This is a genomic window from Romboutsia sedimentorum, from assembly GCF_030131845.1.
Lineage (GTDB): Bacteria > Bacillota > Clostridia > Peptostreptococcales > Peptostreptococcaceae > Romboutsia_D > Romboutsia_D sedimentorum.
Map to the genome: position 1 here is coordinate 395,286 of NZ_JASKYM010000001.1, position 14,143 is coordinate 409,428.

24 protein-coding genes are annotated in these 14,143 nt (G+C 28.3%); 3 read left to right on the top strand and 21 right to left on the bottom strand.

Annotated elements, in window-relative coordinates; translation table 11 throughout:
* Positions 1 to 52: 52 nt before the first annotated feature.
* The 5 genes from QOZ84_RS02055 to QOZ84_RS02075 all read right to left on the bottom strand — a co-directional run bounded on the left by QOZ84_RS02055 (position 53) and on the right by QOZ84_RS02075 (position 3,010).
* Positions 53 to 262, bottom strand: coding sequence for a recombinase family protein (locus QOZ84_RS02055; RefSeq protein ID WP_284131297.1), 210 nt, complete (start codon positions 260 to 262; stop codon positions 53 to 55).
* Positions 263 to 581: 319 nt separating this feature from the next.
* Entirely contained in the window at positions 582 to 998 is a 417-nt protein-coding gene (locus QOZ84_RS02060) for a hypothetical protein (RefSeq protein ID WP_284131298.1), read from the bottom strand.
* 128 nt (positions 999 to 1,126) lie between these two features.
* Positions 1,127 to 2,068, bottom strand: coding sequence for a DUF4179 domain-containing protein (locus tag QOZ84_RS02065; protein ID WP_284131299.1), 942 nt, complete (start codon positions 2,066 to 2,068; stop codon positions 1,127 to 1,129).
* A 31-nt stretch (positions 2,069 to 2,099) separates the two neighbouring features.
* Positions 2,100 to 2,654, bottom strand: coding sequence for an RNA polymerase sigma factor (locus QOZ84_RS02070; RefSeq protein WP_284131300.1), 555 nt, complete (start codon positions 2,652 to 2,654; stop codon positions 2,100 to 2,102).
* Between the two features lie 53 nt (positions 2,655 to 2,707).
* The gene (locus QOZ84_RS02075; RefSeq protein WP_284131301.1) at positions 2,708 to 3,010 is read right to left on the bottom strand and encodes a hypothetical protein; all 303 of its coding nucleotides are present in this window, start codon (positions 3,008 to 3,010) and stop codon (positions 2,708 to 2,710) included.
* Positions 3,011 to 3,344: 334 nt separating this feature from the next.
* On the opposite strand from QOZ84_RS02075, the gene QOZ84_RS02080 reads away from it, so the two are divergent.
* Positions 3,345 to 3,650, top strand: a complete 306-nt coding sequence (locus tag QOZ84_RS02080) for a hypothetical protein (RefSeq protein WP_284131302.1) — start codon at positions 3,345 to 3,347, stop codon at positions 3,648 to 3,650.
* Between the two features lie 174 nt (positions 3,651 to 3,824).
* Entirely contained in the window at positions 3,825 to 4,289 is a 465-nt protein-coding gene (locus QOZ84_RS02085; protein ID WP_284131303.1) for a hypothetical protein, read from the top strand.
* Positions 4,290 to 4,549: 260 nt separating this feature from the next.
* On the opposite strand, the gene QOZ84_RS02090 is transcribed toward QOZ84_RS02085, so the two are convergent.
* The 3 genes from QOZ84_RS02090 to QOZ84_RS02100 all read right to left on the bottom strand — a co-directional run bounded on the left by QOZ84_RS02090 (position 4,550) and on the right by QOZ84_RS02100 (position 5,948).
* Positions 4,550 to 5,425, bottom strand: a complete 876-nt coding sequence (locus QOZ84_RS02090) for a PhzF family phenazine biosynthesis protein (RefSeq protein ID WP_284131304.1) — start codon at positions 5,423 to 5,425, stop codon at positions 4,550 to 4,552.
* Positions 5,426 to 5,566: 141 nt separating this feature from the next.
* A complete protein-coding gene (locus tag QOZ84_RS02095; RefSeq protein ID WP_284131305.1) occupies positions 5,567 to 5,776 on the bottom strand; it encodes a hypothetical protein in 210 nt (69 codons plus the stop codon).
* A 19-nt stretch (positions 5,777 to 5,795) separates the two neighbouring features.
* The gene (locus tag QOZ84_RS02100; protein ID WP_284131306.1) at positions 5,796 to 5,948 is read right to left on the bottom strand and encodes a hypothetical protein; all 153 of its coding nucleotides are present in this window, start codon (positions 5,946 to 5,948) and stop codon (positions 5,796 to 5,798) included.
* A gap of 308 nt (positions 5,949 to 6,256) precedes the next feature.
* Between QOZ84_RS02100 and QOZ84_RS02105 the strand changes: the two genes are divergently transcribed.
* The gene (locus tag QOZ84_RS02105; RefSeq protein ID WP_284131307.1) at positions 6,257 to 6,430 is read left to right on the top strand and encodes a hypothetical protein; all 174 of its coding nucleotides are present in this window, start codon (positions 6,257 to 6,259) and stop codon (positions 6,428 to 6,430) included.
* A gap of 257 nt (positions 6,431 to 6,687) precedes the next feature.
* On the opposite strand, the gene QOZ84_RS02110 is transcribed toward QOZ84_RS02105, so the two are convergent.
* From QOZ84_RS02110 to QOZ84_RS02175, 13 genes are all read right to left on the bottom strand, one after another.
* Positions 6,688 to 7,152 (bottom strand): DUF1648 domain-containing protein, encoded by a 465-nt coding sequence (locus QOZ84_RS02110; RefSeq protein WP_284131308.1) that lies wholly within the window; start codon positions 7,150 to 7,152, stop codon positions 6,688 to 6,690.
* A gap of 92 nt (positions 7,153 to 7,244) precedes the next feature.
* Entirely contained in the window at positions 7,245 to 7,787 is a 543-nt protein-coding gene (locus QOZ84_RS02115; RefSeq protein WP_284131309.1) for a GNAT family N-acetyltransferase, read from the bottom strand.
* Between the two features lie 193 nt (positions 7,788 to 7,980).
* Positions 7,981 to 8,274 carry a TIGR04104 family putative zinc finger protein gene (locus tag QOZ84_RS02120; protein WP_284131310.1) on the bottom strand — a complete coding sequence of 98 codons (294 nt, stop codon included), beginning with the start codon at positions 8,272 to 8,274 and terminating at the stop codon, positions 7,981 to 7,983.
* Between the two features lie 188 nt (positions 8,275 to 8,462).
* Complete coding sequence (locus QOZ84_RS02125; protein ID WP_284131311.1) at positions 8,463 to 8,906, bottom strand: GNAT family N-acetyltransferase; 444 nt, start codon at positions 8,904 to 8,906, stop codon at positions 8,463 to 8,465.
* Positions 8,907 to 9,280: 374 nt separating this feature from the next.
* Positions 9,281 to 9,466: a hypothetical protein gene (locus QOZ84_RS02130; RefSeq protein WP_284131312.1), complete on the bottom strand. Its 186-nt coding sequence runs from the start codon at positions 9,464 to 9,466 to the stop codon at positions 9,281 to 9,283.
* A gap of 99 nt (positions 9,467 to 9,565) precedes the next feature.
* Positions 9,566 to 10,045 carry a peptide-methionine (S)-S-oxide reductase gene (locus tag QOZ84_RS02135; RefSeq protein WP_284131313.1) on the bottom strand — a complete coding sequence of 160 codons (480 nt, stop codon included), beginning with the start codon at positions 10,043 to 10,045 and terminating at the stop codon, positions 9,566 to 9,568.
* 127 nt (positions 10,046 to 10,172) lie between these two features.
* Entirely contained in the window at positions 10,173 to 10,682 is a 510-nt protein-coding gene (locus QOZ84_RS02140; protein WP_284131314.1) for a hypothetical protein, read from the bottom strand.
* Between the two features lie 25 nt (positions 10,683 to 10,707).
* Positions 10,708 to 11,319 (bottom strand): class I SAM-dependent methyltransferase, encoded by a 612-nt coding sequence (locus QOZ84_RS02145; RefSeq protein ID WP_284131315.1) that lies wholly within the window; start codon positions 11,317 to 11,319, stop codon positions 10,708 to 10,710.
* 168 nt (positions 11,320 to 11,487) lie between these two features.
* Positions 11,488 to 11,880 carry a bleomycin resistance protein gene (locus QOZ84_RS02150; RefSeq protein WP_284131316.1) on the bottom strand — a complete coding sequence of 131 codons (393 nt, stop codon included), beginning with the start codon at positions 11,878 to 11,880 and terminating at the stop codon, positions 11,488 to 11,490.
* A gap of 58 nt (positions 11,881 to 11,938) precedes the next feature.
* Positions 11,939 to 12,196 (bottom strand): hypothetical protein, encoded by a 258-nt coding sequence (locus QOZ84_RS02155; protein WP_284131317.1) that lies wholly within the window; start codon positions 12,194 to 12,196, stop codon positions 11,939 to 11,941.
* Positions 12,197 to 12,436: 240 nt separating this feature from the next.
* Complete coding sequence (locus QOZ84_RS02165) at positions 12,437 to 12,901, bottom strand: DUF1648 domain-containing protein (RefSeq protein ID WP_284131318.1); 465 nt, start codon at positions 12,899 to 12,901, stop codon at positions 12,437 to 12,439.
* Between the two features lie 116 nt (positions 12,902 to 13,017).
* Positions 13,018 to 13,491: a hypothetical protein gene (locus QOZ84_RS02170; RefSeq protein ID WP_284131319.1), complete on the bottom strand. Its 474-nt coding sequence runs from the start codon at positions 13,489 to 13,491 to the stop codon at positions 13,018 to 13,020.
* 160 nt (positions 13,492 to 13,651) lie between these two features.
* Complete coding sequence (locus QOZ84_RS02175; protein WP_284131320.1) at positions 13,652 to 14,107, bottom strand: NUDIX hydrolase; 456 nt, start codon at positions 14,105 to 14,107, stop codon at positions 13,652 to 13,654.
* Positions 14,108 to 14,143: the final 36 nt, after the last annotated feature.

The window sequence follows — 14,143 nt, forward strand, 5'->3', positions numbered from 1 at the left end:
TATAGGAAAATAGAGACTTATTTAAGTCCCTATTTAATATGTATTTGATTTTTTATACTTGAATCTTAGCTGTTTTTATTCGAATTCTTTCATCTTCTGCCATATAACTTAAAAGTTGATAATCTGGCCTTTTAAAATCCTTACCACTAGCAACTTCAAGAAATATATATTCTTCTTCAATCTCTAAGTTTTTTGCTTTTACTATTTGTCTATCTAATACTTGATCTTTAGTGCTTATTCTTGCATAAAAGAATTTTCTCATAATGTCTCTCCTTACTAATGTCTTTCTATTTCAATAAGTATACAAAATATGGTATATTGGTGTTATATAAAGAAGGAGGGATACTAACATGCGATTAAAATCGAAAGTATTGATTTTGGGATTAATAATTGTAATTGGTGGATTTACAATTTTACAAATAAATAAGGGTATACAAAAAGGAGGATTCTATGCATAATATAACTTTATTACATAATTTAGCTTTATTATTAATATTAATATCATTCATTTGCTTTTTACTATTATTAACATTAATAATAATATCTATTTACAATAGGGTAACTAAAAAATTTACACATAATCACTTTCTAATAAAAAATAAAATTTCTATAGCTATATTCTTAGTAGCATCTATATCCGCCATTCCAGTCGCTAAATCTCCTACCCATCCAGTCCAGAAATTAGGAACAAAGACAAATGTTTGCTTAGTATATCCAATAGTTGTTGCCGCAAGATGACCTAAATCCATAGGAATATTATTTACTACAGCATCTACACTTCCATCTATGTATTTTAATATCCTATTGTGATACGGTTGAGTCTTTGCATAATCTACGAATTCACTTAATTTCCCCATTATAAGAGTCCATTTTATACTGCTATACTTTGGATGTCTTAAATAATCAAGTATACATTTATTTAATTCATCATACTCAGTCTTACCATTGTCTTCACACCACTGTTCTGCTGATTTTGCAACCTGAGTAATTAATTCCATTGGTGTTTGTGGAGCTTGACCTACTCATATAGTAGATGACGAAATGGAAGATGCAATGATTGATACCTTTCAGTATTGCTACTATATCCTATAGTATCTTCATTTAAATCGTGAGATGAATCATTAACTTACCTTAAATTAATGACTATTTCATCACCAACTCTATTAAAATTCTCATTACTATCGAGTTCTCTCGAATAAGGATATAATTTAAGCTCTGTTGCATCGCTGCTCAATTTAATATTTTCGGTATCTAGCGCAAATGTAACGCTACCATTAAAATTCTCATCTAGATACAACTTACTTACAATGAATTCATAACTATTCCCTAAGTTATCTGTACCTATTAATTTAACGTCTAAACTAGCTATATCACCAGTAACTGAAGTTTTAATTGCAGTGTTAAAGGTATTACTCTTGTACTCTCTAAACTCTATTTTAATTCCAGAATTCAATGTTATAACCTTATCTAGTTTAATAACGGTAGAATCGTTTTTTAAGGCATCTGAATTAACATCAAAAGCAAAATCCCAAGAACCTTCTACTCCTCTAACTTCAGAATTTTCACTTACACGGAAAGATTCATATTGAATTTCTACTTTTAAATTTCCTATTAACTCATCTTTAAGTCTGTATGTACTGATACTGTTAATTGTTGTATCATCTTCGTACTCTAACATTTCATCTGAATCATATGAAAGCTCTTTACCATTAACTACTATGGTAGGACAAAGATTTATTTCACTAGAAATAGGTCCATTATCAGATTTTATAGTAGATGACACGACTAATTCATTTTCATTCACTAAAGCCTCGTTTACAGTTACAGTATACCCATTATCACTAACAGATGAACCGATTGATGCTTTATACTCATTTAGATCATCAGAAACACCAAAATAACTAGCTATACTAATAAAGAGATTTTTTACACCACCAAAAGAAGTAGTGTTAAAAAAAATCAGATTACTAAAAATAAATACTGAAATAGACAGAGATATTATTTTTACCCTTCTTCTCCTTTTCTTAAGTACAGCAACCTGTATACCTGACTCTATAACGTTATCCAATTCTGCAGGTATATCTATGTTGTCAAAAAAATTATCTTTCATACAAATAACCCTCCTTTAGAATATCTCTCATAGAAATTTTAGCTCTCCTTAAGTAAGTCTTAACTGTATTGGATGAAACATCCATTATTTTAGCTATTTCATCTATAGTTAAATTATCAAAGTATTTTAATATAATCACTGTTTTATATTCATACCTTAATAAATGGATAGTATTACTTATATCGATTTTTTCGTCGATGTCAGACGCGAAATCATTTCCAGATCCAAGTAATTCTATACATTCAAGACTAGGCAATTCTTTATTTTTACAATGATTATACGCGCAATTAACAAGTATTTTAGCTATCCAGCTTTTGAATGATGAATACTTTTTTAATTTTTTAATGCTTAACCATGCTTTGCACACGCACTCTTGAATTATATCTAAGGAGTCTGACTCATTACCGGTATAACTGTAAGAGATCTTATATAAGTAGTTCTTATATTTATTTATGAGTGCTTCATAACATTTAACATCTCCCTTTATGCTCCTTTTGATTAATTCATTTTCAGGTAAAAAACCTAAATTTTCATCCCCTTTCACAAAACCAACCCCTTCTTAATAAATTTTGTAATAACACTAGAGAGTGTATCAATTTATATGAAACAAATATATCCCCTAAACCTTACACTATATAGACTCAAAATGTATATAAAAAGTTTCAAAAAATTAATTAAATTCAAAAAAACACTATTAAGTGGTTGACCAGCTGTATATTTTACAGTTATAGTACTTGCTCTACCCTCAGAATCAACTAATTCTAACTCTTCTTCTGTGAATTCAACTCCATCTTCTTCTACAATTCTTCTACTTAAAACTTTTGGCTCTTCACAATGAATTACATTTTCATTCTCAAAATCATCTTCTAACATTACTTCTTTTTTCATTTCTTTTTCCATAACATTATCCCCCTTGTTTAAGTGCTAACTTCAATACGGCTAGCAATTTTATATAGTTATCACTCAAGTGGGGACCCAAAGATAAGAGAAATACAAATGAATCTTAATAGAGATTATCACAACTGGATAGGATTGAAAAAACTTAAGATGCATGAGGCTAAAGCAATATTTGAAAATGGATTAAGATTATCCCTCCTATTTTGTTGTTCAATAAAACATATATTTTCCTAAAGATATTTAATTGAGTTAAAAAGTATAGATAATATAATTCAAACTGTTCATAAAACTAAAGAAATAAAATTAAACGGATTATAAATATAGATGGAGCGGTTATATGGAGTATAGGTTTAAACTTACAGCTAAGGAATATGAAACAGCATTTAAAGTTATAGAAGAAGACAACATTATAATGGCACTAGGTCCAAATACTGAGCAATATGCAATAATTCCTTGTTCTCTTTTTATTTATTTGTTCATTTCTTGTTTGTCTATTTCTTTAGCTTTAGGGCTAGCAGCTATTGGAATGAGTAATCCATATAGTAATTTTAATCCCTCTGCAATACCTGCTGATAGTAAATATCCAGTAACCATTGGAAACACTTACTTAATTTTGATTAAAGTTGTAAATTCGCATTTTTAGGACGCTACCTCTTGATTTTACTACGTTTGATTATGAATTGATATTTCTAACTATATTCAAGTACATAATTATTCCACATTTTTTGATTTTCTATTTTTTGTTTATGTAAAGTAATAGATTTACTCTATTTATAAAATACTGTATAATTTTGACATATATTTAATATTTATATAGTTGAAGGAGTTAGTTTATATGAAAAAAAATATTATTATTGGTTTAATCGTTATTCTTGGTTTATTTTCAGCAGGTTGCAAAGATGATTCAATAGGGACTGAGATTACCGATTCTGGAGCAGAGCAAAATATAAGCACTAATAAAGTCAATCTAGAAGATAGTATGATTGAAATTAAAGACAAGTTGTATAAAGCATGTTTCTTTGATAAAAAAAATAACCCAGTTAAAACTATGGAGGAATCTCTAGAATATGTAAAAGTTGTACTTCCTGAAGGGGTTGAAGAAATCGAGAATGTTAGTTTAGATGAAAAGGGTATTAGTAAACTAAAGTACAAAATCGAAGATATAGTATTTTACGTTGTAATACTTCATCCTTACAACGGAAACGGTAATTATGATTTTAAATCCGCTTCTGGTATATCATTCCCTAGAGTTGAGATTGATACTAAATGGCACAGTGAATAAAAAAACCGCTAAGTATTAAAATACTTAGCGGTTTTTTTTAGGCCCATCCACCTTTTATGATTCCAAATTTCTCAGCCAAAGTCCGCTGTGACGGCAAAATACTACCAATCGTCCAATCACCACTTGATATCTTTGTACTAATATAGTCTATAGTCAATGATCTGCCTATACATAAGTGCTTTAGAATTTTTATCCGGAACCCAATCAAGAACAACAACTCTGTTCCTTTTAAATCGCCTGCCATTTTTTTCTCCTATTTTTTATATATTAATATTTCCACATGCAAGTATTACAGCATTTCCTCCTATTTGTATCTTTTCATCAGACATGAGCTTACTGATGATTTTCGAAGGTCGGCCCATGGTTTCTCCTTGTATAAACTGGTTAACACTATCCTTATCAATAATATTGTTTAAATAAAGGTAATAAGTTAACGCACCATTGGATGTACCTGTTGCTGCTTCTTCATCAATGTCATAGAGAGGTGCAAAATTTCTGCAATGGATATTCCCGTCCGCTGCATTTACTGTAAATGCATGTACCCCTACAACTTTATAGCGCTCTGAAAGTTCTGAAAGAGCCTTGAAGTCGGGAGAAATGGAATTTAGCTGATTTTCATCCCTAACCGGAAGCATAATATCTGGTAACCCCGTCGAAATTGCTTGTGCAAACAGTTCTATATCATTGAATAAGCCTTGATTTTCATCGGATATCCCCATAATTCCATATAATTCCACTATATCCTCTTTTGCATCAATTTTAAATAACTCTTTGGGTTCTCCCATATCCATAAAAATAGCTTCTTCACCTATTTCAATATTCAATGTACCCGCTAAAGTATGATTGATGTAAATTTCTCCTGGCTTTACAATACCTTCACTTAGTAAGACTGAGAAGGATCCAATGGTTGCATGCCCGCAAAGATCGACCTCAGCTGCTGGTGTAAAATATCTCGTGCGAAATTCTTTCTCTGCGATTTTTTTTACAAATGCCGTTTCTGAATAACGAAGTTCGGCAGCAGTCTTTCGCATAATTTCTTCACTTGGAAAATCATTCTTCTCACCAATCAGAACAATCCCGGCAGGATTTCCTCCAAATATTTGATTAGAAAAAGCATCTACAATATAAAATTTCACTTTACTCACCCCTTTTAATTAAATGAATTCAAAATATTCTCCTAATCCTTTTTTCTTTGCCATTTCATAAACCATTACCGCTGTGACATTATCCTGAATTCCCATTTCAGTAGTATCAAAAATTGTGATTTCATCATCACTTTATCTTGATGGGTTTTCTCCTGCTAAAAGCTGACCTATTTCTTCATAAATATCAGTTTCTTTGATTACCCCAGAAACAATTGCATTTCTAATTTCACCTCTGCTAATACATTGTGCAATACTGTCGTTTACAATCTTTGCTCCTTTAAATACTTCAGGATTCCATTCATTTTTGCCAACCATATCCGCACCTACTGCTACTATATGCATACCTGGTTTTACCAAAGATTTATAATAATAATATTTTGCCGATCATAGTGGGAAGATCGTTGTCTTTTCCGTTATTATAAAATCCAGAACCAATCTTAACTGATATACTCTCATTTAACACATTATAACATGATTTAATATCAGCTTCCCCATTATTTTTCGGCATTTCCATGGATACAATATCTCATATGATCTCCCTCATTAAGCATGACATTCATATATCCGAAAACAGCCTCTTGAGCCCCGTAAAAGACTATCACATCATCTGCAGTCACATCATTGTATAATGTAGCAATTATTTTAATAATACCATACCTATCACCCCTATTTAATATCCTATTTGCAATAAATTATAGCTCAATATACAAATTGTAGTCTATAAACTAAAATATATTCTTAAATCGTTTGTAGCAGAGGCATTAGTGATATGATATAATTAATAAAATATTAATGTTATATATAGAAAGGGTGAAGTTGATTATGAGCGAAAATGATAGAATTATCAAGAATATAAATGCAACTATGTCAATGGAAAATATGGCATTGTTGAAAAAGGATAAAGAGCGCTTAAGAGAATGTTTAGAGGGCAAAGTTTCATATCAAGATGCAATAGATAAGCTTATAAAACAGTATACACATAAACAGGTGAATTAATGGAAGAACACAGAGGATGTTTATAGAGTGTCTTGCATTACATAATGGATTTTTATTAGATTTTGCAAAAATTAGTGATGATGAGATGCTATAAGCTAGTGTTCAAACATTTAATCTAGAGTATGCGTTTATGAGTAAACTTTTATTAAGAGCACTTAGTATAAAGGAATAATAAAATTTTTAAAACGCCATTAGAATTATTGAATTAAACTTTAATGGCATTTATATTAATAAATATCATAGATATAAATTGGAATTTATTTTGCTCTAACCAATTTTATGGTGAAAAATATAATTGAATCAAAAATTAAAATTAAAAATACAGGGAGAAACCATATAGGTAAATTCTTAGCTAACGCGGAAATTATTGTTAAATACACAAAATTCATTACCACTAATAGCTTAACTGTAACAAGCATGTTTTTTAGAATTAGATATACACGTTCTTTATTTTCTGCTGTAACTGTAACTCCTGTATTCCAAATCTGTGGAAACTGCTCTAGGGCTGTCATTCCTAGATACATTATCCATCCAATTATAGGAAGAATCAGCAATTCTCCTTTATTTCCCCATCTATCTACTACACCCATAGAATTGTAGTGCCCTGGTATCTTATCCGGGATGTTATTCCAATTTACCCCTAGGTATATTATTATTGCCAATAATAATATTAAACAAATAAGATTTGCTACAATATGATATTTACTTCTTTTTATTTGCATAAATATCATCGCCTTTCAACTTACAATTTTTAAAGCTTTTATAAATTCCTATTTATCTAAGGTATAATCAACTCAATACCTCCTATATATTACTACTTATTTATATATTCAGATTTTAAAATATTATAATAAAGTGTCCTAACTTCTTTGTTGTCTAACAATCTTAATTTTTCATCTTTTGTAAATCTATATTTAAATCCACATTTTTCAATTACCCTTTTAGAATTATTGTTAAAATCAAAATGTCCACACCATATTAAATCTAAATTCAGTTCATTAAATCCATAATTCAATAAACAATTTGTAGCCTCTGGAACATATCCATTTCCCCAATAAACTGGATTTAATACATATCCGATTTCTCTTTGCTCTAAATCACAAAGTTCTTCATCTGGTTTTCTATTATGTAATCCTATACTACCTATAACTTTATTTTCAGACTTTATAACTATTGCATAAGTATCATCATTGCTAATGAACATTTTAATTATATCTTTGCTTTCATCCTCATTTTTATGAGGTTTCCATCCAGCATTTGGTCCAACTAAACCACTTTTAGCGTATTCATATAAATCAGAACTGTCACTTTCTCTCCACTCTCTTAAAATCAATCTTTCACTACTTAACATCTCCATAAAACATTCTCCACCCCTCTTTAATATGCTATTTGTAATAAATTATTTAATTAATTATAACTCAATATACGAATCGTAGTCTATCAGCTAAAATATATATTTTTTTAACACAAAATAGGTGTAGAAAACACCCATCTCTTATATCTCTATATTACTAGCCTTACTCTCATATAAACTTATTCTAAATACATAACTAGTTAATTTTTTTATACCTATGTAACCTATGAGGTACAATACTAAATAAAATTAAAGCAGGCACAGTAACTATCATATAAGCAACCATATCTAAAATTGAGTTTTGAAACTCCATTTCATCTTCTAGCATCATTACTATGAACAAAACTAAGAAATAATATATAAATGAATAAATACTAGGTTTTTCTCTATATTCAGATTTACAATCTTTACATTTTAACCTTCCTCTTAGAGTACTTTTTAATCTATCTTTAAACGTAAATTTGTAATTACATTCAATACAATTTTTCATATATTCCCCTCCAATTACTTTTTAACCATTGATAAGTATAGCCTATAAACAACCACACCTTAGTACTTTTAACATTTCGAGTTCTAAGATGCGGTTGTTTATTTAATTTGCTGTAAATTGTACGTAATATAATTAATATTGTTTATTAAATCTACTTGGTAAATTAGAATTTGTAAGTATATCTATACTTACAATTCTTTCTTCAAATAGACCATGTCAGTTAATCGCTTTCCACATTCATAAATTGGATTATCATAATTTTCTATAAAGAAATCTTTAATTCTATGAGATTCTATAAATCCACATTTTTCATAAAAAGGTACTGTTAAAGGGCTATCACCTGTTCCTACATACATAGTGTCACAATCATTTTTAAAGTATTCAAAAATATACTCAACCAATTTTTTTCCATATCCCTGACCATGAAATTCTTTATAAGTAGCAATATTTTTTAGTTCAGATGTTCTATCATCTTCTTTAGTCACTACACAAATTCCTTTTAAACCATCATCATATATTGCAAACATAATACCTCTTTCAATGTATTTATCAATCATATTTTCTTGCTCATCTGCTAATAGTAGCAAATCTAAAAAATGTTTTTTATTATCCTTTACTATTTCTATTTTCATTTTAAAACTCCCTAATATAAAATAATCGCTCCTACAAATTCCTATTTATCTACATGATATCAAAAGTACCTTTGTTTCGTATTATATAATAATTTTAAACTTTCTTACATTTTATACCACATAGTTGCAATCAAAACGAATACAACAAACATCTTCTTCGCTTAACCAAAATTCAATAAACCAATCTTTTTCTTTGTCTATTCCCCCTATTAACCAAAGACCTACTAGCAAAAATATAGAAAAAAATATTTATCCTCACAATTATAATAATAATTGCGTACAATCTTCAATCTGCATAATTCCAATATATAGACATATTGAAAACATCACTATAAGAACAGTTCCTGCTATTAGGCTTATTTTTTTTCATTATTTTATTTAAATAAATTAAGCTCTCTCAACCCTAACCCAAATGAAAATATACCTAAAGCCATAGGACTTACTACTAAAATATTTGTATCCATAAACAAATTAAACATTAAGCTACTAAGAAATATAAGACCAGCAATAATAGTCACTGTTTTTGCACTTCTGTCCCATTCACTTATTTCAACTTTCATATAAAATCCCCTTTTCCAATGATATAATCACTTTTTAATCTACTATCCAAATTGGAATTTATCTTCATATATAACTTATTTTCATTATATATTACCTAATTATTTACGATACTTTGTTAGTAATTCTTTAGGAATATGACAGTAATCATTCGGGTGTTTACTTAATCTATCTTGATGTTCATCCGCACTTCTTACATAATTAGTAAGCGGTTCAACTTCAACAACTATTTTATTACTATCATTTCGGCTAGATATATAATTTATTGCTTCCTCAAGGTGGTTATTATTTCCACTATAAATACCTGTTCTATATTTTAGACCAATGTCATTACCTTGTTTATTAATGCTATACGGGTCAATTATTTCAAAAAAGAATTCTATTAGTTGAGTAACTGAAATAACACTTCCATCAAAAGTTGTTTTGACACACTCTGCATAACCGTCATAATCACTATTTAAAGAATTAGTTTTACCATTCGCCCTTCCTGCTTCAGTAGCTACTACTCCTGGTAATGTTTTAATAAATGCTTGTACACCCCATAAGCATCCACCAGCAAAATAAATAATATTCTTATCCATATATTCTTTCTCCTCTATATTTAAAGTTTATTCCAAAAATTATTATTATTGAATTTATTTAACATTATAATAAAAATATTAATCTAATTGTTAAATTCCTATTTATCTATTAAATAATTTTTTATTATTACTTAGATTTAATCTCATAACTTGCAGTCTTATAAGTTATAGCCTTTCCTTTTAAATCATCATTTTCATATTGAACAACTTCAACCTTATGAGTTCCTTCTTTTAATGCATCTTTTTCTAGTGTTAAAGTTGTTTGAGTCATTTCCCCAAGTTGTTCTTTTGCATTAAGCATCCCATCTACATATATGTATGATAATTTACTTCCATCAAAAGTTTCTGCATCTAGCCCTATTTGGCTCATCATTAAATCTTTATCAGCAAATAAAACTGGAACATTCCTATCTTTAGAAGTTCCTCCTTCTGTTGATAGTACTATTGTCCCATTTCCTAATTCTTCACTAAGTCCTTGTGGTATATCTTTTTTAGCCACAGTTTCTTGTTTTTTAGTAGTTTCTTTCTTGCTAGAATCTTCTTTAGAAGTAGGATTTGTTTTATTTGAACAACCCATCAAGCTCATTGATAATATAGCACATAATGCTAAACCAGTTATTTTACTATTAATTTTCATAATTACACTCCTTAATTTATATTTATTATCTATAGTATAGGCTATTCTTTATGTCTAATTTTGTAGAAATATATATTTTCTTAAAAATATAAGTAACGAAAAAACCTCTTTCATCCTCATTTTCAACGTACTTAATTAAATCAAATGATTTTTTTAAATTCTCAAAATCACTAGGTTGAATCAAATCTTCCTCCCTAATTTTGCAATCAACTTTATGTTTATGCCCAAAACCACAAATAAACAAAATTCCATCATCAGATAAATGTCTTTCAATCTCATCAAGTTGATCCTTGCTTAATCTGTAATGATTTATTAATATATTATCAAATACACCAATATCATTTAATGAGTTTTGTTTGCTTAAATCAATTAATTTAGTATCCACCGAATGATTATTTCTTTTAGCAAATGTGTTTAAACGCTCAATAGCTTTAGCACTAAAATCAACTCCTGTTACTTTAAAATTATTTTTAAGTAAAAATAAAGTATTTCGACCATCTCCACAGGCTACATCAAGGATAGAACCTTCTTTAAAATACATAATGTTTTCAACTATTGATTTTTCTGCGCTAAGTGGACTATCTTTTCTATTGATGAATTTATCATCCCAAAATGCCTTATTCCCCATATATTCCATTTCTCAACCTCCATTTATAGAATGTCTTGATTTACATAATAAATTTTCATTAGATTTTTTAAAAATTAGTGATGATAATAAGACTTTAAAAATGCCATTAGAGTTGTTGAATTAAACTTTAATGGCATTTATATTAATAAATATTGTAGATATGAATGGTAGTGTAAATTAATTTGTAAATCTTAATAAATAACCATTGGGGTCTTGTAATAAAAATTCTTTTTGTTCAGTTATTTTATCCCCCTGCTTATAATTATTAATCATTAGTTCTCTAAAAATAGTAACATTATGACTAGTAACTTTATAATACAAACTATCAATATCTTTAACTTCAATAGAAAAGTTAATTCCTCTTCCTAAAGGATATTTCAGCTCACCTATATTCCATCCATCATCATGCAATTGTTCAAACATAAATTGGCTGTTTTCAAAAGATATAAAAATAAAACTATCTTCTATCCTTTCATACTCCAATTTAAATCCTAAAATATTCAAATAAAAATCTCTTGTTTGTTCTATGTTAAATACGGTTAATTCAGGTATTAACTTATTAAATATCAAATATATCACCTCTAAAAATTGGAATTTATCGTTATAACTTATTATTTTAATGATTTACTTAAGTCTTAATTTTATAATCGATTAAAATACTTAACCCAGCAAATAGAATTACTAGATTAACAAGAGTTCTTCCTGATATTATTTTTAATATTACTAATAACCCCATTATTGCATAAGAAAATCCCTTAACTAAATTTATAAGAAATTTAATTTTATTATATTTTTCTATATATGTTTTATCATATCCTTCTTTTATAGTTGCAATCACAAGTGAAATTCCCAATACTATAAATAATACGCTTAATATTGTTATCATCTTAATCTCACCCCCTAAATTCTAATTTCCGGTGTAACTATATCTTTATAATTGAATCCAATATCGTTGTTTTATATTTCCATCCTCTATAACTTCATTTTCTAAAATACCACCATTTTTAATAATAGTATTAGCTGAAGGAACAATTCCATCTTTCAAATTTATGCCTTTTGAGTTATTGTTAGATTCAATTAAAAACTCCTCAAACTTATTATCATTACCTTTCATTGAAAGTGGAGTTTATTTTGCTCTAAGCAATTTTATGGTGAAAAATATAATTGAACCAAACATTAAAATTAAAAATACAGGGAGAAACCATATAGGTAAATTCTTACCTAACGCTGAAATTATTGTTAAATACACAAAATTCATTACAACTAATAACTTAACTGTAACAAGCATATTTTTTAGAATTAGATATACACGTTCTTTATTTTCTGCTGTAACTGTAACTCCTGTATTCCAAGCCTGTGGAAACTGTTCTAGGGTTGTCATTCCTAGATACGTTATCCAGCCAACTATAGGAAGAATCAGTAATTCTCCTTTATTTCCCCATCTATCTACTACTCCCATAGAATTGTAGTGCCCTGGTATCTTATCTGGGATGTTATTCCAATTTATCCCTAGGTATATTATTATTCCCAGTAATAATATTAAACAAATAAGATTTGCTACAATATGATATTTACTTCTTTTTATTTGCATAAATATCATCTCCTTTCAACTTACAATTTTTAAAACTTTTATAAATTTCTATTTATCAATCAGCTAAATTGAGATAAGTATCATCTAATAAAAAAGGCATGTTATTTTCTAATATATTACCTATCCATTCTATCCTTTACATTTTGATAGTCCTCAACTGTATTAGATGGATAAATAAATTCTTTATTTTCTAATGTTATATAAATTTTATTTTTATCATGGGTTATATTAAGTGTACTATTTTCATCATCTAAAATATCGTGTTTACCAGAATCTAATGAACATCTATATATTCCCTTATCCGTATAATTTCCATCTTCATCTGGGAACATATATAAATCCCAAGGCTGTAGATTGTATTCTTCTTCACCTATAGTTACAGTTCCTTTTAACACTTCACTAAACATGAGTCTTTGCCAAACAAAGTAAGATTTATGTATTTTCCCGTCTAGTTCAATATCAATTGTACTCACTTTATTGCCATTTTCATAAACTTGCACATCTTTATATGTTTCCTTAAATGATTTAGGATATATAAATAAAACTACACCTATTACGCCTATCACTATCAATTTCTTTAATGTCTTCATTTTTATCTCCCATATCAAAATATTAATTCCCCAATTTATAATAATTCTAAGCTTAATTCTAGCACCGCTTAGAACTTAACTATATGTCTACTAAAACAGATGTTTTATTGAACAGTAAATGAAGTTACTAATTTTCAAATATATATTATCATTAGCAATTTCATATTATTTCTAAATACTTCTTAATAACTAATTCATGTCTTTTTAATAACTTATCTGGGATTTCTGATATATCAAAAAATCTACAATCTAGTGTTTCATCTCCATCTGCGCATAAAGTTCCTGTAAAACACTTAGTATAATAAGCAACTAGTACTACATAATATTCATCACCGTTTTGTAATTTTATATAATTATCTTCCTCTCCTGAAAATACACCTATCAGCTTCAAATCTTCTACTACTACACCAGTTTCTTCAAATACTTCTCTTTTTCCAGCTGATTCAGTTGATTCACCTAACTCTATTAATCCACCTGGTATTCCCCATGAACCATAAGGCTCACTTCGTTTCTGAAGCAATATTTCATTTAATTCATTTACTACTATTACGGCTGTTGCAACTAAATTAATAGCTTTATTTCCGATTAATAATCGTAAATCTCCTACATATCCCATAAAATTCCCCTTTTTTAATATTTTAATTTATTCTCA

Bases quoted from the DNA above. Each gene is read 5' to 3' on its own strand.
- QOZ84_RS02100 (WP_284131306.1), bottom strand. From the start codon at position 5,948: ATGGAAATGCCGAAAAATAATGGGGAAGCTGATATTAAATCATGTTAT.
- QOZ84_RS02110 (WP_284131308.1), bottom strand. From the start codon at position 7,152: ATGCAAATAAAAAGAAGTAAATATCATATTGTAGCAAATCTTATTTGT.
- QOZ84_RS02080 (WP_284131302.1), top strand. From the start codon at position 3,345: ATGGAGTATAGGTTTAAACTTACAGCTAAGGAATATGAAACAGCATTT.
- QOZ84_RS02145 (WP_284131315.1), bottom strand. From the start codon at position 11,319: ATGGAATATATGGGGAATAAGGCATTTTGGGATGATAAATTCATCAAT.
- QOZ84_RS02125 (WP_284131311.1), bottom strand. From the start codon at position 8,906: ATGAAAATAGAAATAGTAAAGGATAATAAAAAACATTTTTTAGATTTG.
- QOZ84_RS02120 (WP_284131310.1), bottom strand. From the start codon at position 8,274: ATGAAAAATTGTATTGAATGTAATTACAAATTTACGTTTAAAGATAGA.
- QOZ84_RS02055 (WP_284131297.1), bottom strand. From the start codon at position 262: ATGAGAAAATTCTTTTATGCAAGAATAAGCACTAAAGATCAAGTATTA.
- QOZ84_RS02175 (WP_284131320.1), bottom strand. From the start codon at position 14,107: ATGGGATATGTAGGAGATTTACGATTATTAATCGGAAATAAAGCTATT.
- QOZ84_RS02155 (WP_284131317.1), bottom strand. From the start codon at position 12,196: ATGATAACAATATTAAGCGTATTATTTATAGTATTGGGAATTTCACTT.
- QOZ84_RS02130 (WP_284131312.1), bottom strand. From the start codon at position 9,466: ATGAAAGTTGAAATAAGTGAATGGGACAGAAGTGCAAAAACAGTGACT.
- QOZ84_RS02105 (WP_284131307.1), top strand. From the start codon at position 6,257: ATGAGCGAAAATGATAGAATTATCAAGAATATAAATGCAACTATGTCA.
- QOZ84_RS02135 (WP_284131313.1), bottom strand. From the start codon at position 10,045: ATGGATAAGAATATTATTTATTTTGCTGGTGGATGCTTATGGGGTGTA.
- QOZ84_RS02095 (WP_284131305.1), bottom strand. From the start codon at position 5,776: ATGCATATAGTAGCAGTAGGTGCGGATATGGTTGGCAAAAATGAATGG.
- QOZ84_RS02115 (WP_284131309.1), bottom strand. From the start codon at position 7,787: ATGGAGATGTTAAGTAGTGAAAGATTGATTTTAAGAGAGTGGAGAGAA.
- QOZ84_RS02140 (WP_284131314.1), bottom strand. From the start codon at position 10,682: ATGAAAATTAATAGTAAAATAACTGGTTTAGCATTATGTGCTATATTA.
- QOZ84_RS02075 (WP_284131301.1), bottom strand. From the start codon at position 3,010: ATGGAAAAAGAAATGAAAAAAGAAGTAATGTTAGAAGATGATTTTGAG.
- QOZ84_RS02060 (WP_284131298.1), bottom strand. From the start codon at position 998: ATGGAATTAATTACTCAGGTTGCAAAATCAGCAGAACAGTGGTGTGAA.
- QOZ84_RS02165 (WP_284131318.1), bottom strand. From the start codon at position 12,901: ATGCAAATAAAAAGAAGTAAATATCATATTGTAGCAAATCTTATTTGT.
- QOZ84_RS02170 (WP_284131319.1), bottom strand. From the start codon at position 13,491: ATGAAGACATTAAAGAAATTGATAGTGATAGGCGTAATAGGTGTAGTT.